The sequence below is a fragment of the Croceibacterium ferulae genome (assembly GCF_003660445.1).
GTDB classification, from domain to species: Bacteria; Pseudomonadota; Alphaproteobacteria; order Sphingomonadales; family Sphingomonadaceae; genus Croceibacterium; species Croceibacterium ferulae.
In genome coordinates this window covers 60,135-86,647 of record NZ_QZVQ01000012.1, presented here as the reverse complement: position 1 = coordinate 86,647, position 26,513 = coordinate 60,135, and the positions used below count along the sequence as shown (strand labels likewise).

Below are 26,513 nucleotides of genomic sequence, written 5' to 3'. Positions count from 1 at the left end.
TCGAGGAAGGAGCCGGCTCTATAGGATGCCTTGGCACCGGGCACGTGCAGACATCACCAATCCGCTGCGGAGAATATCGCGGCTAATCTCCGCATAGAATGCGGAGATTATGGTTGCAGGATGCGGAGAAAGGCCGATATAATCTCCGCAAGAGGTGCGGAGATTATGACCTACATACACGAACGTGAAGATTGGCCCGAATTCCGGTGGGATGATGCGAGACTTGCGACCAAGCTTGCGCATGTCCGACATCGTCAAGGCCGACTGATCGGCCATATGGAGGCGCTCGGCTTTCCCCTCCGCGATGAAGCCATGCTTCATACGCTCACCGAAGATGTCGTCAAATCAAGCGCGATTGAAGGGGAGGAACTCGACCAGAACCAGGTCCGCTCATCGATCGCCCGCCGTCTTGGAATGGATATCGCAGGGCTTGTTCCAGCCGCACGCGATGTCGAAGGCGTCGTGGAAATGATGCTGGACGCTACGCAACGATATGATCAGCCGCTTGACCCGGAGAGGCTCTTTGGCTGGCATGCCGCGCTGTTTCCGACGGGGCGCAGCGGCATGACTAAAATCATCGTTGGCGCGTGGCGGGACGAAAGCGCCGGCCCGATGCAAGTCGTCTCGGGTCCGACCGGGCGGGAACGAATTCACTATGAAGCGCCCACCGCCGCCCGGCTCGATGATGAAATGACGGCCTTTCTGAGATGGTTTGAAAGCGGGGAAGCAATCGACCCGGTCCTAAAAGCTGGCCTCGCCCATCTCTGGTTCGTAACCATTCACCCGTTCGAAGATGGCAATGGGCGGATTGCCCGTGCAATTGCCGACCTTGCTCTCGTACGTTCGGAAGGCACCGCGCAGCGCTTCTACAGCATGTCGTCTCAGATACAGGCCGAGCGCAACGCTTACTACGATATGCTGGAGCAAACGCAGAAGAGCGAGCTTGATGTCACGCAATGGCTCGCATGGTTTCTCGAATGCCTGGACCGGGCTTTTGACCGGGCTGAAGGTACGCTGTCCGCCGTCATTACGAAAGCCCGCTTCTGGGATTGGATCAAAGTACAGCCGATCAGCGAACGCCAGCAAAAGGTGCTGAACAGGCTTATGGACGGTTTCGAAGGAAAGCTGACTTCATCCAAATGGGCGAAGCTCGCGAAATGCTCACAGGATACGGCCGCCCGCGATATCGATGATCTCGTTCAGCGCGGAATTCTGATGAAAGGCGAGGCAGGAGGCCGCAGCACGAGCTACGGCTTAGCCCAGCCACCTAATACGGACCGGAGCTGACAGGCGTAGAGCAATCACAATTCCGGCCTTCCACGATCATGTGAGTGGCCAAAAGATCGCCCTCGCAGGATGCGCGGCGTTGTCGGGGCTGGAGTGGATGATTCCGCACCCGACGTACCGTTGAAGCTATCGCTCAGGCTCCTCTCTTCGGTTTCCTGCTCCGCGCCTTGCCGCGCCAGATCGCGGGTTAGTTCTTCTGCTCGCTCAGCAAACAGGCTCCTCACGATCACAATCTGCCGCTGAAGGCCTCGCCGCTCCGTCAGCTGTTCGCGCACGAGGTTGTGCCGCTCGGTGCAGTCGCGAGCACGGCATTCTTTTGCCTCCGCCTCGTTCTGCCGCAGCGTTTCCTTGCGCCTTCCGGTCAGCCGGTCCCATAGCCCGGGGACGCCCTTGCGCAGCCTTGCGGCTCTGACCTTGCCTTCTGCCTCGCTCCGCTGTCGCTGAGCGTCGTTTAGCTCCTGCCTGCACTCGCGATGCTGGTCGCGCATGGTGATGCGCATGGCTTCCAGCGGCAGCATGGCCTCCAGCTTCGCCCGGTCGTTCTCGTTCAGCAGATGCCGGAGTTTTGGCGCGATGGTGGCGGCGATATGCTGCTTTGTCTCCTCGACACTCCGGCACTCGTCAGGTTTGCCGAGGCGGGCAGCGATGTCTTTCGTCTTCTGTCCCGTCATCCGGGAGAGGGATAGAACTTCTCCTTCATAGGTGACGGCGACATAAGCCCGCCGATCACCACGGGCAAGGAACAAGCCTTTGGCTTCCAATGCTGCTTCGAAGCTCTGCCTAGTATCCGATATCGCCCAGCTAGTCTGGATGGCTTCCTTGAGCGCCTTCGGATCACGACCCATGCGCTTGCATTGCTGCCAATGGGCAAGATCGAAGCTACCTTTGTCCCGTAGCTCCTTGTCTATGAAGCCGCGCGGCAGCTCCCAGCCATGTTCCAGATAAAGGCCCTTGGAGATCGCATTGAGCTTCATCTTGAAGTGCGACATCTGCCGGGCTGTCATGGTCTCGGCATCGATCCGGGACCAGACGGCATGGCAATGCCGTCTGCCTTCCTTCTCATGGAAGACGATGACACGCGGCTGGCCCGTCAGGCCCAGTTGATCCTCAATCCTGTCAATCGCACGTTCGAAGGCGTCCACCGGCACTGAGGCTGTCTCCGGCGGGTTGAGGGATACGGAGAAGAGATACTGCTGGCATCTGGTGCCACTGGCGATGGCCTGAGCTTCCTTGAAGGCCCCGAGCACAGTCTCCGAGCAGAAGCCCCGCACCTCATGGACCTCAACATGCTCGTTCTCGGGCTTAAGCAGATGGACAGCCAGATCTCTACCGCCGCCACGCTGACTGGCCTTGAGGATCATGATCGACCCTCCGACAGGCCGACGGCCTGAACCAGCAGGGCGCGCATATCTAAAACGGCGGCGCAGGCCTCTTGCAGCTCAGCTTCCAACTCAGGGGTGAGATCGAGCGCCCCCACATTGGCGGCGCGGGCAAGCTGATTGAGATTATTCGCGATGCGGGACTGACCCAGCTTCGCGAGCGCCTCCGCAAGAGCCGCGCGGTCCACCGGAGACAGCCCACGCGTCCGCACAGGGGCGGCAGCGCCGTCGAACAGGCGAGACTTGATATAGGCGGAAACGGATTGATGCCCTGCATCCCGCTCCAGTCGAAGACGCTCCTCTGGCGTCAGGCGCAGCGAGAATGGCGCTGGCCGCCTGAAGGAGCGTTTGTCGGACATGATTTTGATGAAAAGTGAGATTAAACGACGACAGCCCGCATCCGGGGGGATGCAGGCTGCACGGCATAAAGGTTGTGATTTTGGGCGGCGGTTAGCCGCTAGGTGGCTGGCTCAGCTGGCTTTGGACCGAGCGAGGTGTCGATCAGGCAACGGTTCCAGTCCTCAAGAGTTCGGAACAATTGGTTCGAAACATCTTCGCCGAGGCGCACCACCCTCCGGCCACGCCGACCCAAGGCAGGTGCTCAGTTCAGCTTGTCCGGTGGGCTGACCGGAAATGGCAGCGGCACCACTGCGATGCCTTCGTCCAGCAGGTTGCGCGCTTCTTCCACGCTGGCCTGTCCGTGGATCGGCGCCGCGTCGCGTTCGCCATAATGCATCTCGCGCGACTGCTCGGCGAAGGCCTTCCCGACCCAGGTCGATTGGGAGAGCGCCTTGGCCTGCGCACGAGCCAGTACGTCCAGCGCCTGCGCCACTTCGGCCGGCATGGGACCACGCGTCACCGCCGGTGCCGGGACACCGCCACCAGCAGCCTGCGGCGCTGGTGCCGGTCGGACCCGTTCGACCGCCTGGTTGCCCTTGCGACCGACGGCCGGCGCCATCGGCGCGCGACTGGTCGCGGCCGATCCGCAATGCGGGCAGCTCACCAGCCCGCGCGCCTGCTGACCGTCGAAATCAGCGGACGATCCGAACCAGCCTTCGAACCGGTGGCCATGTTCGCATTGGAGGTCGTAGACGATCATTCATCGCGCTGTAGAGACAGCCCGGCGATTGGCAAGGCTGGGCAATTGCGCCCGTACGGCCAGCGTCCGCTGCGGATCGATTTCGGCGAACCCCAGCCCTGCCCCTCCACCGCCCATGTCCAGCACCACCTCGCCCCATGGGTCCACCACCAGCGAATGGCCGTAGGTCGTCCGCCCGTCCGCATGCTGACCGACCTGCGCCGCGGCAATCACCCAGGCGCTTGCCTCCACCGCACGGGTACGCTGCAGCAGGTGCCAGTGCGCCTGACCGGTCGGGACCGTGAAGGCAGCCGGCGTGGCGATGACGTCGCAGCCCGCCTGACCCAGCACATCGAACAAGGCAGGAAAGCGGATGTCGTAGCAGATGGTCAGGCCCAACCGGCCGACGGGCGTGTCGGGCACGGTCACCGCGCCATCCCCGGGCCGATAGGCAGCCGACTCGCGCCACGTCTCCCCATCGGCCAGCGCCACGTCGAACATGTGCATCTTGTCATAGGACGCCGCGATGTTGCCATCAGCGCCGATCAACAGCGACCGGTTGGCCAGCAGGCCCTCCGCCGCCGGCTCGGCCGTAGCTACCGCCATGGAGCCCAGTGCCAGCCATATACCCTCACGGGCGGCGGCATCTCTCAGCGTCTGCAGACGGGGATCGTTCTCCTGCGTCCTGATCTGCGCCCGGCTGCGCACGCGGTCACGATCGATCAGCAACGACATTTCGGGCGTGAACAGCATCGCCGCCCCACCCGCCTTAGCATCGGCCATGGCCCGCACTATCGTGGCTGCGTTCGCATCCGGATCAATGCCGGACGTCATCTGCAGCACGGCGACGCGGGTCATCTACAGACCCAGCAGCCCGTCAAGCTTGCCGTCGCGATCAAGCCGGGCGAGCTCATCCGACCCGCCGATCGCCTGCCCTCCGATGAAGATCTGCGGCACGGTGGAGGCATCGGGCTTGCGCTCCAGCATCTCGACCCGCTTCGGTCCGCCCATGGTGATGTCGTGTTCGGTGTAGGTGACTCCCTTGCTGTCCAGCAGCCGCTTGGCCCGATGGCAGTAGCCACAGAAGGCCTTGGTGTAGATTTCGATCTCGGGCTGGCTCATGCGACACCTCGTGCTTTGGGCCTGTTGCAGACCTCTTGAAGCCACCTCAACAGACCATATCTTTCGTCCGTTCCCAGCGTGCCGCAATCGGGCGTCGGGGGCAACCGGGTGCTGCATGGGCAGGCCCGACCATGTCAAATTGCTCAAGTGGAGGATTTGTTCTGATGAACCGTTTCGATTTCACCCCTTATCGCCGTTCCACCGTCGGCTTCGACCGGCTGTTCGACCTCTTGGAGAACCAGGGCAGGACGCAGGGTGGCGACAATTTCCCGCCCTTCAATATCGAGCGACGGAGCGAGGATGCCTACCGCATCACCCTGGCCGTCGCCGGGTTCCGGTCGGAAGATATCGACATCACCGCGCAGCAGAACCTGCTGGTCGTGCACGGCCGCAAGCGTGACGAGCACGCCGACGGGCAGATGCTGCATGTCGGCATCGCCAATCGCGGCTTCGAGCGGCGCTTCGAACTCGCCGATTTCGTGCGGGTGGAGCATGCCGAACTGGCCGACGGTCTGCTGATGATCGACCTTCTGCGCGAAGTGCCCGAGGCGATGCGGCCCAAGAAGATCCGCATCGGGGGCGAGCGCAAGCTGGAAGTGGTGCAGGACGGCACGGGTCAGGCTGACGCTGCCTGATCCACGCCTGATGTGAACCGAAGTCGGGGGCGGCGCCGAGAGGCGACCGCCCCCTTTCTATACCGGCTCCGGCGCCACCACACCCGAGCGAAGGCCGGCGCGCGCCTCTCGCAACCATTCCAGCAGGCACAGCACCACGGCCACTCCGCCGATCCAGGTGACGAACACGAACACCTCGTAATAGCCGCGCTCCTCGATCATCTGGCCCAACGCGCCGCGTCCCAGAGTGCCGACCAGCAGCGTCAGCGATGCGAGCAGGGCATATTGCACCGCGCTGTGCCCTTTCGCGACGATCGAGGAGAGCCAGGCCACATAGGCGGCGCTGGCAATGCCCACCGCCAGGTTCTCCATGCCGATGGTGATCATCAGCCGCGCCAGCCGCTCGCTGCCGCCGGGGAACTGCAGCACGGCCCAGGTGAAGCCGACCGCATCGCTCACCGCCTGCATCCGCGCCCCGCCGATGGCGAGATCGGCGTAAAGCAGGTTGGTCGCCGCGGCCAGCACGGCGCCGAGTGTCAAGGTCGGTAACCGACCCAGCACCGTCAGCAGCCAGCCCCCCAGCGCCAGCCCCAGCATGATGGCGCCCACACCGAAGAACTTGGAAGCGACCGCAACCTCGTCATTGCTGTATTGCAGCTCGCCCAGATAGAACGGGTAGGCGAACGTGCCCCAGACCGCGTCGCAGATGCGGTACGTCAGCACCAGAGCCAGGATAAGCACCAGCGACCAGCCCATCCTGCCGACAAACTCCACCAGAGGCATGATCAGCGCGCGGTAGAGATGATTGCCGATCACGTTGCCGTCATCCACCTCCTGCCCCTCAGGCACGACATGGCGCCCGTCACGCTGCAGCTTCACCAGCCAGGCCGCGATCAGTGCCGGCAGCACAATGGTCGCGATCACGATCAGCGGCCCATAGGTGGCGGTGAACAGCGTGGGATCGGGGCGGTTCTCCGGCAGAGCGGTCATTGACCGGAACATGAACAGGCCCACGGTGCCCAGGGCCCAGGCCCACAACAGGCTGACTGCCAGCAGAGCCAGGTTCCGGACACGCGGCATCAACTGGCCCGGACGGGTCAGCGCTGCGCGCTCCTCCTCCTTCTCGCCGGCGGCGCGGTTGGCCTGCGCATCGGGTGCAAACAGGCCGACAGTACCGATCGCCAGCAGCACGGCGCCCATCAACAGATAGGTCTGCGGCCAGCCGATCCGCGCGGCGATGATCAGGCCCAGAGCGCCACCGACCAGAGATGCCATGCGGAACCCCATCTGGTGGACGGTCGACAGGATCTCCAGCGGAGCATCCTCGTCCGCGATGTCGATCCGCCAGGCATTGATGGCAATATCCTGCGTCGCGCTGGCAAAGGCGCCGATCGCTGCCAACAGGGAGAACCAGCCGAGCGAAACCGCCGGATCGAGCCCCGCCATGGTCACGAGAATTGCGCCGAGCAGCACCTGGGCCGGCACGATCCATTGCTTGCGCCTGCCCAGCCGTTTCAGGCCGGGCAGATTGACCCGGTCCAGCACTGGTGACCAGAGAAACTGGAAAGCGTAAGCGAGCCCGATCAGGGAGAACACGCCCATGGTCTCCAGGTCCACGCCGGCCTCGCTAAGCCAGGCGTAGAGCGTGCCCAGAAACAGCGCGAAGGGCAGTCCGGAAGCGAAACCGAACAGCGCCATGAAGCCAGTCTTGCGCTGACTCAATGAACGCAGGACACGCAGCCACGATCTTGATCGGCGTGTCAGCAAACCATTCATCCTTTCGGGAGTGTACCGATACCGGGCGATCTCGCTAAGGCCGCAATGCCGCGGGAGGGGCCGCCTTCGCAAGTGCAGCATTGTATGCTAGCAGACGTTAAAACCAGCTTAGCCGTGTCGCACAACGGAAGATTGCCCATGTTCACGAAGCTTCTTTGCACCACAAAAGGGCACCTGATCAATCGCCATCGGGTGTGGCATGACAGCGTCGACTACCGCACCACCTGCGATCGGTGCGGCAAGGAGATGGTGCGGGATGCAGCGGGCTGGATGGAGTTTGCCGAGGATGAGCACGCGGCCGAACGCCTCCCCCACCCTCGTGAGCGTCGTCAGGGCTGAACGACAGACAGGGCCGCACCGACGTGCAGCCCTGTCATATCAGGCTTGACCAGGCTCAGGCCCAGTTCGCCATTTCCTTTTCCAGATTGTCGACGATCGCCTCGAAGAACTTCTCGGTGGTCAACCAGGCCTGCTCGGGCCCGATCAGCAGCGCCAGATCCTTGGTCATCTTGCCGCTTTCGACGGTCTCGATGCAGACCCGCTCCAGCGTCTCGGCAAAGCGTACCACGTCCGGCGTGTTGTCGAACCGGCCGCGATAGATCAGGCCACGGGTCCAGGCGAAGATGCTGGCGATCGGGTTCGTGCTGGTCGCCTTGCCTTCCTGGTGCTGGCGATAGTGGCGGGTCACGGTGCCGTGGGCGGCCTCGGCCTCCACGGTCTTGCCGTCCGGAGTCATCAGCACGGACGTCATCAGGCCCAGGCTGCCGAAGCCCTGCGCCACCTGGTCGGACTGCACGTCACCGTCATAGTTCTTGCAGGCCCAAACGAACTTGCCGTTCCACTTCAGCGCGGACGCGACCATGTCGTCGATCAGGCGGTGCTCGTAGACGATACCGGCTGCCTTGAACTTCTCCGCGAAGCCTTCGGCCTCGAACACCTCGGCAAACAGGTCCTTGAAGCGCCCGTCATACTTCTTGAGGATGGTGTTCTTGGTCGAAAGGTACACCGGCCAGCCGCGGTCGAGGCCATAATTGAAGCTGGCGCGCGCGAAGTCGCGGATGGAATCATCCAAATTGTACATCGCCAGTGCGACACCGGGGGCCTTGAACTGGTAGACCTCCTTGTCGATCACCTGACCATCCTCGCCTTCGAACACCAGGCGCAGCGTGCCGGCGCTGGGGACGAGGAAGTCGGTCGCGCGATACTGGTCGCCAAAGGCATGACGGCCGACCACGATGGGATCGGTCCAGCCCGGGATCAGGCGGGGCACGTTCTGGATCACGATCGGCTCTCGGAAGATCGTGCCGCCCAGGATGTTGCGGATCGTGCCGTTAGGCGACCGGTACATGTCGTGCAGGTTGAACTCTGCCACCCGCGCCTCGTCCGGCGTGATGGTGGCGCACTTCACGCCAACGCCATACTGCTTGATGGCTTCGGCGGAATCGATCGTGATCTGGTCGCGCGTCTCGTCGCGCTTCTCCATGCCAAGGTCGTAATACTTCAGATCGATATCGAGGTAAGGCAGGATCAGCCGCTCGCGGATCCACTGCCAGATGATGCGCGTCATCTCGTCGCCGTCGATCTCCACGACGGGGGTTGCGACCTTGATCTTCGCCATGCGGTTCATCCTGTCTGCTGCTGCGGGTAGGTTCTGGCCGCGTCCTTACGGAGCCGTGTCCGTCAAGGCAAGGAGCGGCCCGTCAGCGGCCGGCAGCACAAGAAAAAACCCCGCGATCCGGTGGGGATCGGCGGGGCTTTTGCGCGATGGTGGGCGTAGCAAGGATTGAACTTGCGACCCCTACGATGTCAACATAGTGCTCTACCACTGAGCTATACGCCCGCACCATCGTGGTTGCACCGGCGCATCAGCACCGGGGCAGGCGGCGCGATTAGCGCCGTCCGGGCAGCATGGCAAGAGGCTTTGCCGCTAATAGGACAAGGATGGCACGTCCTGGGCGAACAACCGCTCGATCTCGGTCACCAGTGCCTTCAGGTGGAACGGCTTGGACAGCATGCGCGCCGGCTGCCCGCGCCCGTCCTGCATGGCCAGGCTGACGGCGGCGAAGCCGGTGATGAACATCACCCGGGTGAGCGGGCTGATCTGCGCACATCGCTGGGCCAGTTCGATCCCGTCCATTTCCGGCATCACGATGTCGGACAGCAGCAGATCGTATTCGCCATCCTGCAGCAGCGGCACCGCCGCAGTGCCGCGGTCGACCGCGTCGACCTCGTAGCCGGCCTGTTGCAGCGCGCGCGTGAGGTAATGCCGCATCGCGGCGTCATCCTCCGCCAGCAGGATGCGTATGGTCATGGGCGAGCGGTTCGGGAGTCTGTCATCTGACAGGCAATGTAGCACACACAGGTTGACACTTCCTTAGCGCCGCGACCGCGCAGCCTTTGACTTGGCTGTCATTTGTCGTCAGCTTGCAACGGATGACCGGTTTCCTGCCGGCTGCCGGCGGATCGCCGGGTGCCGTTACCCCGCCAGCGACCATCCCCGGCATGGACGGGCAGCCCGCCTTCACGCTGGACATGCCGGCCGACCTGCCCTTGCCCATCCTGATCGCCGTCCCGCACGCCGGCCGCCACTACCCGCCCGAACTGACCGCCCGGATGCGCTCACCCGCTGTCGCCAGCTTGCGACTGGAGGATCGGCTGGTCGACCTTGTCGGCCGCGCGGTGGCGCGGCGGACCGGCGCGGCGCTGCTGGTGGCCCACGCCCCGCGGGCCCTTGTCGATCTCAATCGCGGCCCGGCCGACATGGACTGGGACATGGTCGCACGGCCATGGCCGGGGCCGCCGCAGCATGTCGCCAGCAGCCGGGCGCGCAGCGGACTGGGCTTGGTGCCGCGCCGCCTGTCCGGCCTGGGAGAGCTGTGGCGCGGACAGTTGGCGGCATGGGAGGTGGAGGAGCGGCTCGCGCGGGTGCACCGCCCGTATCATCAAGCGCTTGGCAGCGCGCTGGCGCGCATGCGGGCGCAATGGGGCACGGTGCTGTTGCTGGACCTGCACTCCATGCCGCCATTGTCGCCGCGTGGCCTTTCGGATGCGGCAGATTGCGTCATCGGTGACCGGTTCGGCGCGAGCTGTGCACCGGAACTGGCGGCCGTGGCGATCGAACAGCTGGCACGGTGCGGCCGGCGCCCGGCGCATAATCGCCCTTATGCCGGAGGCTACGTCCTGGATCGCCACGGCGCACCGGTCCGACACATTCAGGCCGTGCAGCTCGAACTGTGCCGCACGGCATATCTGGACAGTCGCCTGCAGGACGCAGGGCCGGGCCTGCCCCGCGTGGTCGACGACGTTGCGGCCTTGGTGCAGCGGCTCGCCACCGAACTGACCGCGTCGGCCGCCAGAACTGCACAGATCGCAGCGGAATAGCCGACCCCAATAAAAAACCACCTCGTGCAGATGCACGAGGTGGCCAAGGTTCAGGGAGGAGGCACGTCACAGGCCGAAGCCTGTGGTGCCCATCTGATCGGGCCATGAGGGGAGCGCCGATCAGACAATGCCCAGATAGGCTGTTGCGAACCTAATGCAAGACCCGGGTGGCGCTTATTTGCAGGTGCAGCAACGCACTTGCCGCATAGGCGCCACGCCTCGTCGGCCGATCAGTTGCCCGGCAGCGATGCGGCCGCTTCGTCCAGCGAACCACCGGCATTGCCAGTAGCATTCGCGCCCGGGCCCTTGCCCATGGCGGTCTGCCGCGCAAAGATCACGCGCATCAGGTCCAGCGACAGGATCTGCGCGAACAGCAGCGGCAGCAGGCCGCTCTCGTTCCACTTGCGCAGCTGATCGCCCCGCATTTCCTTCAGCTTTTCCTGATTGATCATGCGGAAACCGCGATAGATGTAGGGCTGGCCGTCAGGCTGGTCGTTCCGCTGGATCGACACTTCGCCATCCATCAGCAGGCCGGCCTTCTCGATCTCGGAAACGAACGCCTGCGTGCGCAGACCGGCTTCCTCGAACCGCTCGCAGAACTGCAGCAGCGACTGCGTGTGCTGGCTCGGCTGGCCGTCCGTGAACAGCTCCTGACCTTCATCGGACTCGCTGACCAGGTCGCTGGTCGGATCGAAGCACAGCGACAGATTGTCGGAACTGCGGTCCAGCTTGGCCAGCAGGAAGGGGTAGCGGCGGATATAGGCCGGGACGTAGAAATCCTCGGTCGCCTTGCCTTCTTCGTCGAAGAAGACGTTGATGCCTTCGTTCAGGCCCATCAGCGCCAGCGGCACCGGGTTGTCGCCGGCAGAGAACACGATGGGGAAGTGACGCTGCGCCTGCGCGAACTCGTCGACGGTGATTGGAATGGCATGCTGGCCGGCGGCCCAGCCGGCGCGATCCACGCTGCGCGCACGCCAGCCGGCATGATCGCGGCTGTTGAGCGGCATCAGATCCTTGTAGAACAGGGGCAGATTGGCTTGCGGCGCGCTGGCCATGGTCGAACTCTCCGGTAACAGGCGTGGTGCTCAGCTTCGCGAAGGTTCCCCCCTCCGCAAAAAGATGAACCGGTGCCTTAATCGCCGGTCGGGGCGGGCGCAAGCGCGCTGGGCGCGGGCATCGCAACCGGCAGCAGCTTGCCCGGGTTGAGCAGACCTTGCGGATCCAGCGCCTGCTTGACCGCGCGCATCATGGCCACTTGCACCGGATCGGCCAGCCGGACCAGTTCGTCCGCCTTCATCTGACCGATGCCATGCTCGGCACTGATCGTGCCATCCCATTCGGTGACAAGGTCGTGAACGAAGGCACTGATTACCTTGCCCTCCCCTCCCTCCCAGGCGGCACGTTCACTCCCCGGCGGCGCGATCACATGGTAGTGCACATTGCCATCCCCCAAATGCCCGAAGGCGATGGCGGTGGTGCCGGGAAAGCGGGCCTCCGTCAGCGGCACGGCATGCGCCACGAAGTCGGCCATGCGGGCCACCGGCACGGCGATGTCGTGCTGCATGGCAGGGCCGATCGCGCGCTCGGAGGCGCTGATCTCTTCCCGCAAGGTCCAGAACTGTTCCGCCTGCGCTTCGCTGGCGGCGATCGTCGCATCCTCGACAAGGCCGGCCTCAAAACCCTGCTCCAGCAGCGCCTGTGCCAGATCGGGCAGACCATCGGCGCGGGCCGCGTCACCCGCCAATTCGATAAGCGCATACCATTGATGGTCCTGCGCCAGCGGACTGCGTGTGCCCGGCACATGCGCCAGCACCGCCTGATGGCTGTGCAGCGGCAGCACTTCGAAAGCTTCCAGCGCCTCGCCAGCCAGCCGTTCGGCAAGCAGCAGCAGGTTCCTTGCCGTCCCGATGGAGCCCAGCCCCACCCACAGGACCTGCCGGGCCGCGAGTGCCGGCAACAGTCGTACGGTGACGGCGGTCACGATGCCCAGCGTGCCTTCGGACCCGATCAGCAGCTGCTTCAGATCGAACCCGCGATTGTCCTTCTTCAGCGGGGTCAGGGTATCGAACACCGACCCGTCCGCCAGCACCGCCTGCAGCCCGAGAACCTGTGCCCGCATCGAACCGTGCCGCAACACCTGCGTGCCACCGGCATTGGTGGAGACGAGGCCGCCGATCGTCGCCGAACCCTTCCCGCCCAGCGTCAGCGGGAAGCGCAACCCCTGCGCCTCCGCCGCTTCATGCAGCGTCTGCAGCACCACGCCGGCCTCGCAACTCGCCTCCCGGGCATCTGCGTCCAGCCGGGTGATCCCATTCATGCGCCGGAGCGAAAGCAGCAGCGCCGTACCGCTGCCATCCGGCGTCGCCCCGCCGGACATGCCGCTATTGCCGCCCTGCGGCACGATCGGCACACCATGACGGGCACAAAGCCGTACCAGCGCTGCCACCTCTTCCGTGCTGGCAGGAGCGGCCAGCGCCACCGCCTGTCCGGTGTAGCGACCGCGCCAATCGGTCAGCCAGGGTTGCATCAGTTGGCGATCGCGGATCAGCCCCCGCGGCCCCAGCAGGTCTGCGGCGGCGGACAGGAAAACAGTGTTATCGGCCATTGCCGGTCAATGCCATGCAGGACCCCGATTGCAAGGCGCTTGCCAACACTGGGGCAGGCGGCGGGACGGTTCTCCTGCAGGTTCAGCCGATATTCAAACGATCAGCCTAGATTTGCCTGTAAGACCGCTGCCCTTGGCGCGATAATTGATGGAGCTCGCGGGTGCCCTTCACCAGCCGATGAACAGTGCGATCCTTCTTGCCACGGCTCCATTGGCGGCCCTGCTGCTTCCCGTCGTTTCCGACCAGCCATCGTCTGTGCTGGCCGGCGCGGTGGAGGATGTGATCAGCGGGCCAGCGGCGGGCCAGGTGCGGATCGAACGCAGGGTCATCATCCGCGTCGCCCCGGGCACCTCCGATCGGCGGCAGCCCGTGCCGCGGCGACTGGTGCAGCAACCGGCCGGGGATTGCGTGCCTGTGGCCGCGATCGGCGGGGTAGAGCCCACCCGCGACAATCGGCTCCTGCTGTTCATGCGTGACCGCCGCGTGCTGACAGCGGCGCTGACAGACGGATGCAGCGCGGAACACTTCTATGCCGGGTTCTATATGGAAAATAGTGCTGACGGGCAATTGTGCGTCCGGCGCGACCACGTGCACGCTCGTGACGGATCGGATTGTCAGCTCACCAGCTTGCAGCAACTTGTGACCGTCTCCCGCTAACGGCAGTTTGATCCGGTAAAACTTGACTGTTTCGGCAGTCCGTGCATAGGCGCAGATTGACAGTCGCCTGCAAGCGGGCGGCATTTACCTGCCGGGCATCCGATGGAAACCGGCCGCCATACCGGACATTCTTGCCCTCATGACCTTTGCCGATCTCGGCCTTTCCGACGAACTTCTGCGTGCCGTGGAAACGGCCGGCTATACAGAGCCGACGCCGATCCAGGCGCAAGCCATCCCGCAGGTCCATATGATGAAGGACCTGATCGCCGTGGCGCAGACCGGCACGGGGAAGACCGCCAGCTTCGTGCTGCCGATGATCGACATCCTCAGTCACGGCCGCCGCCGGGCGCGCATGCCCCGGTCGCTGATCCTGGAGCCGACGCGCGAACTGGCGATGCAGGTGGCCGAGAACTTCGAGAAGTACGGCGCCAATCACGACCTGAAGCTGGCGCTGCTGATCGGCGGCGTCCAGATGGGTGACCAGGTCAAGGCGCTGGACGAAGGCGTCGACGTGCTGATCGCCACCCCCGGCCGGCTGATGGACCTGTTCGGACGTGGCAAGATCCTGCTGACCGGCTGCGAATTGCTGGTGATCGACGAGGCCGACCGGATGCTCGACATGGGGTTCATCCCCGATATCGAGTTCATCTGCGAGAAGCTGCCCGCCACCCGGCAGACCCTGCTGTTCTCGGCCACGATGCCCGGGCCCATCAAGAAGCTGGCCGACCGCTTCCTGACCAACCCGAAATATATCGAGGTTGCACGGCCGGCGACCGCCAACATCAACATCGCCCAGTTCAAGGTTGCGGTCACCTCCCGCAAGAAGCAGGACGTGCTCCGCAGCCTGCTGCTGAAGGAGGATGTGCAGACCGGCATCATCTTCGCCAATCGCAAGACCACGGTGCGCGACCTGAACAAGAGCCTGCGCAAGCACGGCTTCGCCAGTGGCGAGATCCACGGCGATATGGACCAGGCCAGCCGGATGGCCGAACTGGACCTGTTCAAGACGGGCAAGATCAACCTGCTGGTGGCCAGCGACGTCGCCGCGCGCGGGCTGGACATCAAGGGTGTCAGCCACGTCTTCAACTATGACACGCCGTGGCATCCGGACGATTATATCCACCGGATCGGCCGCACCGGTCGCGCCGGCGCAAAGGGCCGTGCCTTCACCTTCGTGGCGGGCGAGGATGCGGAGGCGATCGGCAATGTCGAGAAGCTGACCGGTCTGAAGATTCCCGTCTTTACGCTGGACGAGGCTGAGCCTGCAGCCGAAGCCGCGCCGGCACCGGTAGTCGCGCCGGCACCCGCACCTGCACCTGCGGAGAAGCCGCGGCGCGAACGACGCCCGCGCCGGAGCGAGGCACGGCACGAGGAGCCGCGGCAGGAAGCTGCCCGCGAGGAACCGCGCCACGCAGAGCCTCGCCGCGAAGAGGCGCGTCAGCCTGTGCCGGAGTACACGCAGCGCACAGAGCCCGCGCCGCGGCGCGACTATCAGGCCGAAGGGCCCAGCCAGCCCGGCGAGTGGAACGGCCCGGTTCCAGGCTTCCTGGGTGTGTCAGCGCTCCAATTGGTGCACCGCTGAACCGATCGTCAGCGCCGCTGACGATCGGTCACCAGCACGCTGATCAAGCCAGCTTCACAAAGCTGTCGATCACCCGCTTGCGCCCGCTGGTCTCGAACTCGATTTCCAGCTTGTTGCCGTCCTGCGACACCACCGCACCATAGCCGAACTTGTCGTGAAACACACGCGCGCCGGCGGCCATGTCGGTGCGCGGCTTGGCCGCGAAGCTGGCCGCCGATCGCGTAGCTTCCCGCACACGCGCCGGCGCCGTCTCATATCCGGTGGCCAGGGCCCGCTGCCAGCCGGGTCCACGCTGTTGCACGCGCCCCGGCGCAGCGGCGGCAAGGTGCGCGAAGGGATCTTCCGTCTCCGTCCAGTTCGCCCGCCACAGGCTGGCACCGCCGGTCATGGTCGTCTCGCTGACGACATGCGCGGCAGGCAGCTCGCCCACGAAGCGGCTGGGAATGGAGCTGGTCCACTGGCCGTAGATGCGGCGATTGGCGGCATGCATGATCGTGCAGCGCCGGCGCGCGCGGGTGATGGCGACATAGGCCAGCCGCCGCTCCTCTTCCAGGCTGGCGAGACCGCCCTCGTCCAGCGCGCGCTGGCTGGGGAACACGCCCTCTTCCCACCCGGGCAGGAACACGTTGTCGAACTCCAGCCCCTTGGCGGCATGGATGGTCATGATGGTGACCTTCTCCGTGTCGTCCGCCTTGTCGTTGTCCATGACCAGGCTGACATGTTCCAGAAAATCGCCGAGCGTCTCGTACTCCTCCATGGCACGCGCCAGCTCGGTCAGGTTCTCGGACCGCTGCCCGCTCTCGACCGAGCGCTCCGCCTTGAGCATTGCATCGTACCCTGACTGTTCGAGCACCGTGCGCAGCAGTTCCGATGGCGTGACCGTGTCCGCCATCCCGCGCCAGTGCAGGAAACTGCGCATCAGCCCGGCGATGGTCCCAGCTGCACGCGCGGGCAGTTCGTCGCTATCCGCCAGCTCCAGCGTCGCCGCGGCCAGCGGCAGGCCGGTCGCCCGGGCATGGCTGTGCATCTTCTCCAGCGTCTTGGCACCGATGCCGCGCTTGGGCTGGTTGTGGATCCGCTCGAAGGCCAGATCGTCGCTCGGCTGCGCGATCACCCGCAGATAAGCCAGCGCATCCCGGATTTCCGCCCGATCGTAGAAGCGGAAACCGCCGACGATGCGGTAGTTGAGGCCGATCTGGACGAACCGGTCCTCGAACTCGCGGGTCTGATATTGCGCCCGCACCAGGATCGCGACCTTGTTCAAGGGCGCGCCCTCGCGCTCGAGCCGTTCGATCTCCTCGCCGACACGCCGGGCTTCCTCGGCCGCATCCCACACGCCGATCACGCGAACCTTGTCCCCGCCGCCGGCTTCCGTCCACAACGTCTTGCCCAACCGTTCGCTGTTCGCCGCGATCAGGCCGGATGCTGCCGCCAAAATCTCGGGCGTGGAGCGGTAATTCTGCTCCAGCCGGATCACGGCCGCGCCGGGAAAATCCTTCTCGAAGCGCAGGATGTTGGCGACTTCCGCGCCGCGCCACGAATAGATCGACTGGTCATCATCACCCACCACGCAGATATTGCGCCGCTCCTGCGCCAGCAGCCGCAGCCACAGATACTGGACAGCATTGGTGTCCTGATACTCGTCCACCATCACATATTTGAAGCGGCGTTGATACTGCTCCAGCACGTCGCGATGGTTACGCAAGATGTTCAGCATGTGCAGCAGCAGGTCGCCGAAGTCGCAGGCGTTCAGCGCCCGCAGGCGCGCCTGGTACAGCGTGTAGAACTGCGTGCCCTTGCCATTGGCCCACGCCTCGTTCTCCACCGCATCCAGCTGGTCGGGATTGAGGCCGCGGTTCTTCCACCGGTCAATCAGGCTCGCCAGCTGCCGCGCGGGCCAGCGCTTGTCGTCAAGCTTGTTCTCGACAATCAGTTGCTTCAACAGCCGCAACTGGTCGTCCGTATCGATGATGGTGAAGTTGGGCTGCAGGCCCACCAGTTCGGCATGCCGACGCAGCATCCGCGCGCAAATCGAGTGGAACGTGCCCAGCCAAGGCATGCCTTCCACCGCATCCCCGATCAGCGCGCCCACGCGGTGGCGCATCTCCCGCGCGGCCTTGTTGGTGAAGGTCACGCACAGGATCTCGGATGGCCATGCACGTCGCGTGCCCACCAGCCAGGCGAGCCGTGCCGTCAGTGCTGCGGTCTTGCCCGTGCCGGCGCCGGCCAGCATCAGCACCGGACCTTCGGTGGTCAGCACGGCATCGCGCTGCGGCGCGTTCAATCTCGTCAGCCAGGCCGGGGCGCTGTCCTGGGAGATGGTCTGAGGGGCGGCTTCGCTGTTCACAGCGAACAGTTAGGGAACATCGCCGTGAGTGGCAACCCTGCCAGTCCCGTCCGCCAATACTCCTCCAAGCGTTCTTATTACAGGACCGGCAGCGGAACTATCGAGCAGTACAAGGCGTTCTCCGGCCACACTGAACAAGTTCCAGCGCTTCTGGGAGAGAAATAATGAGAAACATTGTTTTCGCGAGTATTGGTGCAGTCGCCATTGCCTTCACGCCTGCCATTGCCCAACAGCAGGGCGGCACGGGTACACAACCGTCCGGTTCGCAGCAGACGATGCCCCCTTCGTCTGGCGGCACCACCGGCAGCAGCATGCCCGGTCAGTCGACCACCGGTTCCACCACGACCACGCCGCGAACCAACACCGGAACGCAGTCGACTACGCCGCGGACCACCTCGCCGAGTGGCACCCCGATGCGGGAACCCGGCACGACTACCCCACCTTCCAGCACCACGACGCCCGGCACCGGCTCTTCCGCGCCGACTCAGACAAACATGCCGCGCACCGGCACTACCCCGCCGGTCGGCACGATGGGCTCCGGGACGGGCGCAGGTTCGGGCATGGGAACGATGCCGCCGTCCGGCACGACCGGCTCTGGCATGGGTAGCGGTGGGTCGGCGACCACGATGGGCACGACGACGCGTCCGGCGGGGCAGTCGCAATCCGGCGGCAACCAGATGGTTCAGGCAACACCGGGTCACTCAAGCCCGGCCCAGTATCCGACCTGCAGCCGCACCGTGACGGATAGCTGCGTCAATCGCGGCGCACGTTGAACCACTGACATGACCTGCAGGGTCGCCTCGTCCGAGGCGGCCCTGCACCGTGTCAGTCGGACAATCGGGCGAGCACGATCCGGGCCGACCCGACCTTCCGCTCCGCATCGATGGTGAAGGCCGGCAACCGCACCTCCTCCTTGGCGGCGACTTCCAGGGCCACCCAGGTGGCCGGGCTGATCCAGCCAAGGCGCGCCATGCGGTCAAGCGCGACCGCGCCCGCACCGCTGCCATAAGGCGGATCCAGCAGCACCAGATCCATCATCTGCCGCGCCGCTCCGATCTGCGTGGCGGAGCCTGCATGCACCGTGCACCGGCCTCCTGCACGCAGAGCTGCGATGTTGTCCTTGAGCACCCGCAACGCATCAGCGTCCTGCTCCACGAACAGGCACGTTGCAGCGCCACGCGACACGGCCTCCAGACCCAGTGCGCCCGATCCGGCAAACAGATCGGCTACCGCCAGCCCTTCGAACGTGCCCAAGCGGCTTGCCAGCATGGAGAACAACGTCTCGCGCGTGCGATCGGCCGTGGGGCGGGTTGCCTCGCCCTTCGGAGCACGCAAGGTATGGCGGCGCCATTCGCCGGCGATGATCCTCATTGCGGCTTCCCGCGGCGTGTGCCCGTGGGCCGACGTCCCCGGTCGCTGCCCTGCGGCACCGCCGAACGTCGTGGCGGCCGGCCTTGCGGCTGTCCGCCAGAGCCGCCGGGCGTACCCGTCGGCGCAGGCTTTGCCGCCTGCTTGCCGGCCTGCTTGCGCAAGGACCCGGCGAAGCGATCCGTCACCTCGCGGGGCACCTCGTCCGCCGCACCGCGGGCCAGATCGCCCAGCGGAAAGGGTCCGTAGGCGGTACGCAGCAGGCGGCTGACCTGCAGGCCCAGATGCTCCAGCACGCGGCGAACCTCACGGTTCTTGCCCTCGCTCAGCGTCAGTTCGATCCACTGGTTGCGCCCAGTGCTGCGTTCCAGATTGGCGTCGATTCGGCCGTAACGGACACCCTCGACAGTAATCCCCTCGATCAGCTCCTCCAGCTGCGCCTGGCTGATATCGCCGAAGGTGCGTGCGCGGTAGGTGCGCGGGACGCCGTTGACCGGCAGCTCCAGCAATCGCTTGAACTCCCCGTCATTGGTCATCAGCAGCAGACCTTCGGTGTTGAGATCGAGCCGGCCGATCGGCATCAGCCGCCCCGTTCCGGCAGGCAGTGCATTGCGCAGGGCGTTGTAGATGGTCGGCCGACCGGCAGGATCGCGCTCCGCCGTCAGCAGGCCGGCCGGCTTGTGGAACCGGAACAGCCGGGTGCGCTCAGGCTCGGCAACCGGCTGCCCATCCACCGTGATGCCCCGCAGATCCGGCAGGATCGTTGCGGGCGTGTCGAGGGTGACACCATCCAGTGCGATCCGGCGATCGGCGATCATCCGCTCGATCTCGCGACGGCTGGCGACGCCGGCGCGCGCCAGCAGCTTGGCGATCCGCTCGCCCGTGCGATCCTGTTCCTGTTCGGCCATCCCCGGCGCATAGCGGCGATGCGCCGCAGCGCCAATCATCTTGCAGTCTGGATCGTGCGCGCCCCCGACCGGGTCAGCCGGCTGACTGTCACGATCGCCAGCCAGGAAAGGGCGAAGCCGGGGATGATCTCGTACACGCCCGGCCCGCCAAGGAAGCTGGCGTTCCAGCCCAGCGCGATCCAGCCGATCACGACCGTCGCCCCCGTGACCAGCCCGGCCAGCGCACCGCTGCCCGTCATGCCGCGCCAGGTCAGCGCCAGCACGATCAGCGGGCCGAACGCAGCGCCGAAGCCGGCCCAGGCATTGCTGACCAGCGCCAGCACGCCGCTGTCCGGATCCGCCGCGATGACGATCGCCGCGATGGACACGAGCGCCACGCAGATCCGCCCCACATCCACCATCTCGCGCTCGCTGGCGTTCTTGCGCAGGAACAGGCGGTAGAAATCCTCCGTCAGGGAACTGGAGGCGACCAGCAATTGCGAGGAGATCGTGCTCATGATCGCTGCCAGCAGCGCCGCCAGCAGGAAGCCGGTGACGAAGGGGTGGAAGAGGGTGTTCGCCAGCAGGATGAAGATCGTCTCCGGATCGGCCAGCGTGATCGCCGGGTCGCCCGCGACATAAGCCCGCCCGGCCAGCCCGACGCCCAGCGCGCCGACCAGCGCCACTGCCATCCAGCTCATGCCGATCCGGCGCGCCGTCGGAATGCCGCCTTCGCGCACCGCCATGAAGCGGACGATGATGTGCGGTTGCCCGAAATAGCCCAAGCCCCACGCGATTGCGGAGAAGAAGCCGATCACGCCGATACCGCTGAACATCTCGAGATACCCGGGCTGCGCCTGCCGCAACGCTTCGCCGGTGGCGACGAAGCCGCCAGCGCTGTCGATCACCACCAGGGGCATGATGATCAGCGCCAGCACCATGATGCAGCCCTGCACGAAATCGGTCAGGCTTACCGCCAGGAAACCGCCCACCATCGTATAGGCCAGCACCACCAGCGCCGTCAGCCAGACGCCCAGCATGTAGGGCTCCATGCCCAGCGCCCCGCTCTGGAGGAAGCTGGTCTGGAACAGCTTGCCCCCGCCGACGAGGCCTGCAGCGGAATAGACCGCGAAGAACACCACAATGATGATCGCCGATACCACCCGCAGCGCCACCGCCCGCTCCGGGAAGCGGTTGGCCAGGAATTGCGGGATCGTCAGCGCATTGCCGTATTCCACCGTCTGCTGCCGCAATCGCGGCGCGACCAGCAGCCAGTTGGCCCATGCGCCTGCGAACAGGCCGATGCCGATCCACAGCTCCGACAGACCCGACAGGTACAACGCGCCCGGCAGGCCCAGCAGCAGCCAGCCCGACATGTCCGACGCACCGGCGGACAGGGCGGCCACGGCCGGGTGGAGGTCGCGCCCACCCAGCAGATAGCCTTCGCTATCGGCGGTCGAACGCTTCCAGGCGAACAGCCCGATGCCGAGCATCAGGACGAAATAGAAGGCGAGAGCAAGAATTGTCATTGGCTGCATGGCGGGCAGCATACAGTCGCACTTCGCGCTGTGAACCGGCGGCCCGACATTCGCAGCCATCTGGCGCGCAGGCCTTGGCAGGCGAACTTATGAAACATTGTGTTGCCTGCGGTTTTCCCGATAGTGCGCGCCATGCACGCAATGCACATATCCCCTACCCTGTCGGACGCGCTGGTCATCCTTGGCGCCGCCGGAATCGTCATCCCGGTCTTTGCCCGCTTTCGTATCACGCCCATCATCGGCTTCGTCCTGGTCGGCCTGCTGGTCGGCCCGTTCGGTCTGGGCCGGCTGGTGCCAGAACAGCCCTGGCTGACTTGGGTCACCATCACCGATCCTGAAGGCCTGGCTCCGTTTGCCGAATTCGGCATCGTGCTGCTGCTGTTCACCATTGGCCTGGAACTCAGTTTCAACCGGCTGTGGGCCATGCGCCGGCTGGTGTTCGGGCTGGGTGCGCTGGAACTGCTGATCAATGCCTGTCTGCTGGCCGGTCTGCTGTTCCTGCTGGGGCAGTACTGGACTGGCGCGCTGGGACTGGGCCTGGCGCTGGCGCTGTCCTCCACCGCCCTGGTGCTGCCGATGGCCGGCACACAGACCCCGGTTGGTCGCGCGGCCCTGGCGATGCTGCTGTTCGAGGATATCGCGATCGTGCCGATCATCTTCCTGCTGGGCGCCCTTGCCCCCATCGCCAACACCAACGGGGTGGACGGTCTGATCGACACGCTGCTGCTGGGGGCGGTGGTGGTCGCCGGGATGATGGTGATTGGTCGTTATGCCCTGCCGCATCTGTTCGCCCAGGCGGCCCGGACCAAGAGCCCCGAACTGTTCCTGGCGGCCAGCCTGCTGGTGGTGATCGGCGCCAGCCTTGCCACCGGACTGATCGGCCTGTCACCAATCTTCGGTGCCTTGATCGCCGGCCTGCTGATCGCCGAAACCGAGTACCATGTCGAAGTCGAAGGGATCATGGAACCGTTCAAGGGCCTGGCGCTGGGCGTGTTCCTGCTCACGGTCGGCATGGGCATCGACCTGGTCGAACTCTGGACCAATCTCGGCCCCGTCGCGCTTGCGGTCGTCTGCGTGCTGACGCTGAAGGCGGTGGTCACGGGCGTGCTGCTGCGGATCATGGGGGCCCGCCTCAGCACGGCGACGGAGGGCGGCATCCTGATGTCGAGCCCGTCGGAAACCACGCTGATCGTGCTGGCCACCGCCGCGACTGCCCAGCTGATCCAGCCGGGAACGGCACAGTTCTGGCAGATGGTCACCGCGATCGGGCTTACGGTCACCCCGCTGCTGGCGGCGCTGGGTCGGCTGATCGGGCGGCGGGTGGATCCGGCCCCCTCCATGCCCGAGGCGGCCGATCAGGGGGACGAGCCGCGCGCCATCATCATCGGATGCGGGCGCGTGGGACGGCTGGTGGCGGATATGCTGCGCCACCACGGCAAGCCATATATCGCGATCGATGCCGATGCGGACATGGCCGAACGCAGCCGGCGGGAAGGATACAATGCGGTGTTCGCCAATGGCGCGCGGACCGACGCGCTGGAGCGGCTGGGCCTGGCGCAGGCACCGGCGGTGATCCTGACCATGGACGAGCCCGTGCTGGCCCAACGCATCACCCGCAAGCTGCGCTCCGCCTATCCCGATCTGCCGATCATCGCGCGCGCCCGCGACCCGGAGCATGCCGGCGAACTGTACCGCAGCGGTGCCACGACCGCCGTGCCGGAAACGCTGGAAAGCAGCCTGCAATTGTCGGAGGCGGTGCTGGTGGACCTGGGCGTGGCGATAGGACCGGTCATCGCCTCCATTCATGAGAAGCGCGACGAGTTCCGGGAGGCGATCATGCAGGGGGGTGCGCTGAACCACAAGCCCAAGCTGCGCACCAGCACGGCAGGCTGAGACGCGCGATATGAACCAAGCGCGGCACTCGTGCGTTTCCCGTTCGATCACCAGAACAGGAGAGAGGCGATGAGCCAGAAGACCAACCCCGCCGACCGTCAGGACGATTCCGGCACCAGCCCGGCAAAGCAGACCGGCGAAGGCGCCGGCCCTGTCGGCGAAGGGCGGAAGGATCGCGACATGAAGGGTGATGTCGCCCGAGGCAGCGAACCTGAAACTCGCGGCACGTCCGGCAATCGCAGCTAACGCCGTGTCAGCCGCCTGCATCCGGGCAGGCGGCTGACACTCGCAGGGTCTAACCGGCGACAGTCTCGCCGGTGAGAACTGCGCGCACAGCGTCCAGAGCCTCGGCCGCGCGATCGCCATCCGGACCGCCGCCTTGCGCCATGTCGGTGCGTCCGCCGCCGCCTTTTCCGCCCAGCGCCTCGACGCCGGCACGCACCAGCTGCACCGCATCGAAACGGCCGATCAGGTCCTCCGTCACGGCGGCCGCGATGGCGGCGCGCCCTTCATTGACCGCCACGATGGCAGCGACGCCTGATCCCATCCGCTGCTTGGCCTGATCCAGCAGGCCGCGCAGTTCGCGGGCTTCCAGGCCCTGGATCACCTGCCCGGCGAAGCGGGTGCCGGCGATCTCCTCGTCCTCCGCCGGTGCCGCCGCCGTGCCGCCACCTCCGCCAAGCGCCAGTTGCTTCTTCGCCTCGGCGAGTTCACGCTCGAGCCGCCGACGCTCGTCAAGCAGCGCTACTACGCGCGAGGGCGCATCTTCCGGTGTCGTCTTCACGGTCGCGGCGATGCTCTTCAACGCTTCCTCGCGGCCGACCACCCAGTTGCGCGCACCCTCACCCGTCAGCGCTTCGATCCGGCGCACACCGGAGCTGACCGCGCTTTCGCCGATGGTGCGGAACAGGCCGATATCGCCCGTGGCGCTCACATGGATGCCGCCGCAAAGTTCCACCGAGTAGGTCCGCCCGCTGGCATTCCAGTCCGCCCGGCCGATCGAAAGCACGCGCACTTCCTCGCCATACTTCTCGCCGAACAGCGCCATTGCGCCCGCCGCGACCGCGTCGTCGGGGCTCATCAGCCGGGTGGTTACCGGCTCGTTGAAGCGGATCTCGGCGTTCACCTCAGCTTCCACGGCGGCGATCTGCGCGGCGGTCAGCGGCTGCGGGTGAGAGAAGTCGAAGCGCAGCCGGTCCGGCGCGACCAGCGATCCCTTCTGCGTGACATGGTCACCCAGATGATTGCGCAGCGCCGCATGCAGCAGGTGCGTGGCCGAGTGATTGGCGCGGATCGCGTCGCGGCGCTCCACATCGACTGCCAAGTGGATGTCGCTGCCGTTCCGCACCGTTCCGGTGACCACGCGGCCATGCATGGCGTGCAGCTTGCCCAGCGGCTTGGCAGTGTCGGTGATCTCGATCAGCAGGCCCGCGTCGCTTGTGGCCGTGCCGCTGTCGCCCACCTGGCCACCGCTCTCGCCATAGAAGGGGGTCTGGTTGGTGAGGATGACGATCTCGTCGCCCGCGGCAGCCTCCGCCACCTCCACGCCGTTCATGATCAGCGCCACGACCTGCCCGTCACCCTTGGTGGCGGTATAGCCGGTGAACTCGGTGGCGCCGCTGCGTTCCAGGATGTCGAACCACAGCTCGCTGTCGGCAGACGATCCCGACCCCTTCCACGCCGCACGCGCCGCCGCCTTCTGCTCCGCCATGGCGGCATCGAAGCCGGCGCGATCCACCGCGATCCCGCGATCGCGCAGGGCATCTTCGGTCAGATCGTAGGGGAAACCGAACGTGTCGTAGAGACGGAAGGCCGTCGCGCCGGGGAGGCTGTCGCCCTCGCCCAGTTCGGTCGTCGCTTCGTCCAGCAGCCGCAAGCCCTTGTCCAGCGTCTGGCGGAAACGGGTTTCCTCCCGCTCCAGCACTTCGGTGATCAGCGCCTGCGCGCGGGGCAGTTCGGGGAAGGCCTGGCCCATCTCCTGCACCAGCGTGGGCACCAGCCGGTGCATCAGCGGCTGCCCCGCGCCCAGCAGATGCGCATGGCGCATGGCGCGGCGCATGATCCGGCGCAGCACATAGCCGCGCCCCTCGTTGGCCGGCAGCACGCCGTCGGCAATCAGGAAGCTGGTGGAACGCAGATGATCGGCGATGATGCGGTGGCTGGCGATGGTCGCCTCGTCCGCATGCGCGCCGACGGCATCCTGGCTGGCGGTGATCAGCGTACGGAAGGTGTCCGTCTCGAACACATTATGCACGCCCTGCAGCACACCGGCGATGCGTTCCAGCCCCATGCCGGTGTCGATCGACGGACGCGGCAGATCGGCGACGATCTGGTCGGCCTCCTGCAGGTGCTGCATGAACACCAGGTTCCAGATCTCGACAAAACGATCGCCGTCCTCGTCCGGCGATCCCGGGGGGCCACCGGCGACATCCGGGCCGTGGTCCCAGAAGATTTCCGAGCAGGGGCCACATGGGCCGTCCGAGCCCATCGCCCAGAAATTGTCCTTGGTGGCGATGCGGATGATGCGGTCGTCGGGCAGGCCGGCGATACGACGCCACAGATCGGCCGCTTCGTCATCGGTGTGATACACGGTGACGCAGAGCCGGTCGGCGGCAAGGCCGAACTCGCGGGTGACCAGCGTCCAGGCGTGCTCGATCGCCTGTTCCTTGAAGTAATCGCCGAAGCTGAAATTGCCCAGCATCTCGAACAGGGTCAGGTGTCGGGCGGTGTAGCCGACATTGTCGAGATCGTTGTGCTTGCCCCCTGCCCGCACGCACTTCTGGGAGGAGGTGGCGCGTGGCGCCGGCGGCGCCTCCAGCCCGGTGAACACGTTCTTGAACGGCACCATGCCCGCATTCACGAACATTAGGCTGGGATCGTTATACGGCACCAGCGGGGCTGACGGCACGATCTTGTGATCGTTCCGGCCGAAGAAATCAAGGAAGGTGCGGCGGATGTCGTTGGTGGAGGTCATTGCGCTGCCGGGATTAAGCGGCGG

24 protein-coding genes and 1 tRNA gene are annotated in these 26,513 nt (G+C 65.5%); 9 read left to right on the top strand and 16 right to left on the bottom strand.

The features are described from left to right. The first annotated feature begins 165 nt into the window (after positions 1 to 165). Entirely contained in the window at positions 166 to 1,287 is a 1,122-nt protein-coding gene (locus tag D5S08_RS14225) for a Fic family protein (RefSeq protein WP_121119734.1), read from the top strand. Positions 1,288 to 1,301: 14 nt separating this feature from the next. Here the strand turns inward: D5S08_RS14225 and D5S08_RS14220 are convergent, their stop codons facing one another. From D5S08_RS14220 to grxC, 5 genes are all read right to left on the bottom strand, one after another. After that, positions 1,302 to 2,648 carry a relaxase/mobilization nuclease domain-containing protein gene (locus D5S08_RS14220; protein WP_121119702.1) on the bottom strand — a complete coding sequence of 449 codons (1,347 nt, stop codon included), beginning with the start codon at positions 2,646 to 2,648 and terminating at the stop codon, positions 1,302 to 1,304. Beyond that, positions 2,645 to 3,025, bottom strand: coding sequence for a plasmid mobilization relaxosome protein MobC (mobC, locus tag D5S08_RS14215; RefSeq protein WP_121119700.1), 381 nt, complete (start codon positions 3,023 to 3,025; stop codon positions 2,645 to 2,647). The genes D5S08_RS14220 and mobC overlap by 4 nt, the downstream gene beginning before the upstream one ends. Positions 3,026 to 3,267: 242 nt before the next feature. Further along, positions 3,268 to 3,765 (bottom strand): DUF1178 family protein, encoded by a 498-nt coding sequence (locus D5S08_RS14210; RefSeq protein WP_121119698.1) that lies wholly within the window; start codon positions 3,763 to 3,765, stop codon positions 3,268 to 3,270. Beyond that, positions 3,766 to 4,602, bottom strand: coding sequence for a carbon-nitrogen hydrolase family protein (locus D5S08_RS14205; RefSeq protein WP_121119696.1), 837 nt, complete (start codon positions 4,600 to 4,602; stop codon positions 3,766 to 3,768). Beyond that, positions 4,603 to 4,866 (bottom strand): glutaredoxin 3, encoded by a 264-nt coding sequence (grxC, locus tag D5S08_RS14200; RefSeq protein WP_121119694.1) that lies wholly within the window; start codon positions 4,864 to 4,866, stop codon positions 4,603 to 4,605. A gap of 164 nt (positions 4,867 to 5,030) precedes the next feature. On the opposite strand from grxC, the gene D5S08_RS14195 reads away from it, so the two are divergent. Next, on the top strand, positions 5,031 to 5,501 hold the full coding sequence (locus D5S08_RS14195; RefSeq protein ID WP_121119692.1) for an Hsp20 family protein: 471 nt from the start codon (positions 5,031 to 5,033) through the stop codon (positions 5,499 to 5,501). A 57-nt stretch (positions 5,502 to 5,558) separates the two neighbouring features. On the opposite strand, the gene D5S08_RS14190 is transcribed toward D5S08_RS14195, so the two are convergent. Beyond that, entirely contained in the window at positions 5,559 to 7,256 is a 1,698-nt protein-coding gene (locus tag D5S08_RS14190; protein WP_121119690.1) for an AmpG family muropeptide MFS transporter, read from the bottom strand. A 138-nt stretch (positions 7,257 to 7,394) separates the two neighbouring features. On the opposite strand from D5S08_RS14190, the gene D5S08_RS14185 reads away from it, so the two are divergent. Beyond that, complete coding sequence (locus D5S08_RS14185) at positions 7,395 to 7,595, top strand: hypothetical protein (protein WP_121119688.1); 201 nt, start codon at positions 7,395 to 7,397, stop codon at positions 7,593 to 7,595. A gap of 55 nt (positions 7,596 to 7,650) precedes the next feature. Here the strand turns inward: D5S08_RS14185 and D5S08_RS14180 are convergent, their stop codons facing one another. From D5S08_RS14180 to D5S08_RS14170, 3 genes are all read right to left on the bottom strand, one after another. Continuing rightward, positions 7,651 to 8,874 carry an NADP-dependent isocitrate dehydrogenase gene (locus tag D5S08_RS14180; protein ID WP_121119686.1) on the bottom strand — a complete coding sequence of 408 codons (1,224 nt, stop codon included), beginning with the start codon at positions 8,872 to 8,874 and terminating at the stop codon, positions 7,651 to 7,653. Between the two features lie 147 nt (positions 8,875 to 9,021). Further along, positions 9,022 to 9,096, bottom strand: a tRNA-Val gene (locus D5S08_RS14175). Positions 9,097 to 9,183: 87 nt separating this feature from the next. Beyond that, the gene (locus tag D5S08_RS14170; RefSeq protein WP_121119684.1) at positions 9,184 to 9,567 is read right to left on the bottom strand and encodes a response regulator; all 384 of its coding nucleotides are present in this window, start codon (positions 9,565 to 9,567) and stop codon (positions 9,184 to 9,186) included. Positions 9,568 to 9,689: 122 nt separating this feature from the next. Between D5S08_RS14170 and D5S08_RS14165 the strand changes: the two genes are divergently transcribed. Next, a complete protein-coding gene (locus D5S08_RS14165; RefSeq protein ID WP_241557426.1) occupies positions 9,690 to 10,637 on the top strand; it encodes an N-formylglutamate amidohydrolase in 948 nt (315 codons plus the stop codon). Positions 10,638 to 10,867: 230 nt separating this feature from the next. On the opposite strand, the gene D5S08_RS14160 is transcribed toward D5S08_RS14165, so the two are convergent. After that, on the bottom strand, positions 10,868 to 11,692 hold the full coding sequence (locus D5S08_RS14160) for a SapC family protein (protein ID WP_121119682.1): 825 nt from the start codon (positions 11,690 to 11,692) through the stop codon (positions 10,868 to 10,870). A gap of 77 nt (positions 11,693 to 11,769) precedes the next feature. After that, positions 11,770 to 13,242 (bottom strand): FAD-binding oxidoreductase, encoded by a 1,473-nt coding sequence (locus D5S08_RS14155; RefSeq protein WP_121119680.1) that lies wholly within the window; start codon positions 13,240 to 13,242, stop codon positions 11,770 to 11,772. A gap of 178 nt (positions 13,243 to 13,420) precedes the next feature. Here D5S08_RS14155 and D5S08_RS14150 point away from each other — a divergent pair, with 178 nt between their 5' ends. Together D5S08_RS14150 and D5S08_RS14145 are read left to right on the top strand one after the other, a co-directional pair. Beyond that, entirely contained in the window at positions 13,421 to 13,900 is a 480-nt protein-coding gene (locus D5S08_RS14150; RefSeq protein ID WP_126665570.1) for a hypothetical protein, read from the top strand. 139 nt (positions 13,901 to 14,039) lie between these two features. Beyond that, complete coding sequence (locus tag D5S08_RS14145; protein ID WP_121119676.1) at positions 14,040 to 15,482, top strand: DEAD/DEAH box helicase; 1,443 nt, start codon at positions 14,040 to 14,042, stop codon at positions 15,480 to 15,482. 43 nt (positions 15,483 to 15,525) lie between these two features. Here the strand turns inward: D5S08_RS14145 and D5S08_RS14140 are convergent, their stop codons facing one another. Continuing rightward, positions 15,526 to 17,829 carry an ATP-dependent helicase gene (locus D5S08_RS14140; protein WP_421757471.1) on the bottom strand — a complete coding sequence of 768 codons (2,304 nt, stop codon included), beginning with the start codon at positions 17,827 to 17,829 and terminating at the stop codon, positions 15,526 to 15,528. A 275-nt stretch (positions 17,830 to 18,104) separates the two neighbouring features. Between D5S08_RS14140 and D5S08_RS16490 the strand changes: the two genes are divergently transcribed. Beyond that, positions 18,105 to 18,602, top strand: coding sequence for a hypothetical protein (locus D5S08_RS16490; protein ID WP_126665569.1), 498 nt, complete (start codon positions 18,105 to 18,107; stop codon positions 18,600 to 18,602). A 52-nt stretch (positions 18,603 to 18,654) separates the two neighbouring features. Here D5S08_RS16490 and rsmD read toward each other — a convergent pair whose 3' ends face one another. The 3 genes from rsmD to putP are packed head-to-tail and all read right to left on the bottom strand — an operon-like array spanning position 18,655 to position 21,622. Beyond that, positions 18,655 to 19,200 carry a 16S rRNA (guanine(966)-N(2))-methyltransferase RsmD gene (gene rsmD, locus D5S08_RS14135; RefSeq protein ID WP_121119674.1) on the bottom strand — a complete coding sequence of 182 codons (546 nt, stop codon included), beginning with the start codon at positions 19,198 to 19,200 and terminating at the stop codon, positions 18,655 to 18,657. Then, positions 19,197 to 20,105 (bottom strand): pseudouridine synthase, encoded by a 909-nt coding sequence (locus D5S08_RS14130; protein ID WP_121119728.1) that lies wholly within the window; start codon positions 20,103 to 20,105, stop codon positions 19,197 to 19,199. Before D5S08_RS14130 ends, rsmD begins: the two co-directional genes overlap by 4 nt. Positions 20,106 to 20,140: 35 nt before the next feature. After that, the gene (putP, locus tag D5S08_RS14125) at positions 20,141 to 21,622 is read right to left on the bottom strand and encodes a sodium/proline symporter PutP (protein ID WP_121119726.1); all 1,482 of its coding nucleotides are present in this window, start codon (positions 21,620 to 21,622) and stop codon (positions 20,141 to 20,143) included. A gap of 141 nt (positions 21,623 to 21,763) precedes the next feature. On the opposite strand from putP, the gene D5S08_RS14120 reads away from it, so the two are divergent. Then, complete coding sequence (locus tag D5S08_RS14120) at positions 21,764 to 23,515, top strand: cation:proton antiporter domain-containing protein (RefSeq protein WP_241557425.1); 1,752 nt, start codon at positions 21,764 to 21,766, stop codon at positions 23,513 to 23,515. Positions 23,516 to 23,584: 69 nt separating this feature from the next. Next, positions 23,585 to 23,761, top strand: a complete 177-nt coding sequence (locus D5S08_RS16735; RefSeq protein WP_155522978.1) for a hypothetical protein — start codon at positions 23,585 to 23,587, stop codon at positions 23,759 to 23,761. Between the two features lie 49 nt (positions 23,762 to 23,810). On the opposite strand, the gene alaS is transcribed toward D5S08_RS16735, so the two are convergent. Continuing rightward, positions 23,811 to 26,489 carry an alanine--tRNA ligase gene (gene alaS, locus D5S08_RS14115; RefSeq protein WP_121119670.1) on the bottom strand — a complete coding sequence of 893 codons (2,679 nt, stop codon included), beginning with the start codon at positions 26,487 to 26,489 and terminating at the stop codon, positions 23,811 to 23,813. Positions 26,490 to 26,513 lie beyond the last annotated feature (24 nt).

Coding starts and splice junctions, on each gene's coding strand:
- D5S08_RS14225 (WP_121119734.1), top strand. CDS start 166: ATGACCTACATACACGAACGTGAAGATTGGCCCGAATTCCGGTGGGAT.
- D5S08_RS14220 (WP_121119702.1), bottom strand. CDS start 2,648: ATGATCCTCAAGGCCAGTCAGCGTGGCGGCGGTAGAGATCTGGCTGTC.
- mobC (WP_121119700.1), bottom strand. CDS start 3,025: ATGTCCGACAAACGCTCCTTCAGGCGGCCAGCGCCATTCTCGCTGCGC.
- D5S08_RS14210 (WP_121119698.1), bottom strand. CDS start 3,765: ATGATCGTCTACGACCTCCAATGCGAACATGGCCACCGGTTCGAAGGC.
- D5S08_RS14205 (WP_121119696.1), bottom strand. CDS start 4,602: ATGACCCGCGTCGCCGTGCTGCAGATGACGTCCGGCATTGATCCGGAT.
- grxC (WP_121119694.1), bottom strand. CDS start 4,866: ATGAGCCAGCCCGAGATCGAAATCTACACCAAGGCCTTCTGTGGCTAC.
- D5S08_RS14195 (WP_121119692.1), top strand. CDS start 5,031: ATGAACCGTTTCGATTTCACCCCTTATCGCCGTTCCACCGTCGGCTTC.
- D5S08_RS14190 (WP_121119690.1), bottom strand. CDS start 7,256: ATGAATGGTTTGCTGACACGCCGATCAAGATCGTGGCTGCGTGTCCTG.
- D5S08_RS14185 (WP_121119688.1), top strand. CDS start 7,395: ATGTTCACGAAGCTTCTTTGCACCACAAAAGGGCACCTGATCAATCGC.
- D5S08_RS14180 (WP_121119686.1), bottom strand. CDS start 8,874: ATGGCGAAGATCAAGGTCGCAACCCCCGTCGTGGAGATCGACGGCGAC.
- D5S08_RS14170 (WP_121119684.1), bottom strand. CDS start 9,567: ATGACCATACGCATCCTGCTGGCGGAGGATGACGCCGCGATGCGGCAT.
- D5S08_RS14165 (WP_241557426.1), top strand. CDS start 9,690: ATGACCGGTTTCCTGCCGGCTGCCGGCGGATCGCCGGGTGCCGTTACC.
- D5S08_RS14160 (WP_121119682.1), bottom strand. CDS start 11,692: ATGGCCAGCGCGCCGCAAGCCAATCTGCCCCTGTTCTACAAGGATCTG.
- D5S08_RS14155 (WP_121119680.1), bottom strand. CDS start 13,242: ATGGCCGATAACACTGTTTTCCTGTCCGCCGCCGCAGACCTGCTGGGG.
- D5S08_RS14150 (WP_126665570.1), top strand. CDS start 13,421: ATGAACAGTGCGATCCTTCTTGCCACGGCTCCATTGGCGGCCCTGCTG.
- D5S08_RS14145 (WP_121119676.1), top strand. CDS start 14,040: ATGACCTTTGCCGATCTCGGCCTTTCCGACGAACTTCTGCGTGCCGTG.
- D5S08_RS16490 (WP_126665569.1), top strand. CDS start 18,105: ATGCCCCCTTCGTCTGGCGGCACCACCGGCAGCAGCATGCCCGGTCAG.
- rsmD (WP_121119674.1), bottom strand. CDS start 19,200: ATGAGGATCATCGCCGGCGAATGGCGCCGCCATACCTTGCGTGCTCCG.
- D5S08_RS14130 (WP_121119728.1), bottom strand. CDS start 20,105: ATGGCCGAACAGGAACAGGATCGCACGGGCGAGCGGATCGCCAAGCTG.
- putP (WP_121119726.1), bottom strand. CDS start 21,622: ATGCAGCCAATGACAATTCTTGCTCTCGCCTTCTATTTCGTCCTGATG.
- D5S08_RS14120 (WP_241557425.1), top strand. CDS start 21,764: ATGCACATATCCCCTACCCTGTCGGACGCGCTGGTCATCCTTGGCGCC.
- D5S08_RS16735 (WP_155522978.1), top strand. CDS start 23,585: ATGAGCCAGAAGACCAACCCCGCCGACCGTCAGGACGATTCCGGCACC.
- alaS (WP_121119670.1), bottom strand. CDS start 26,489: ATGACCTCCACCAACGACATCCGCCGCACCTTCCTTGATTTCTTCGGC.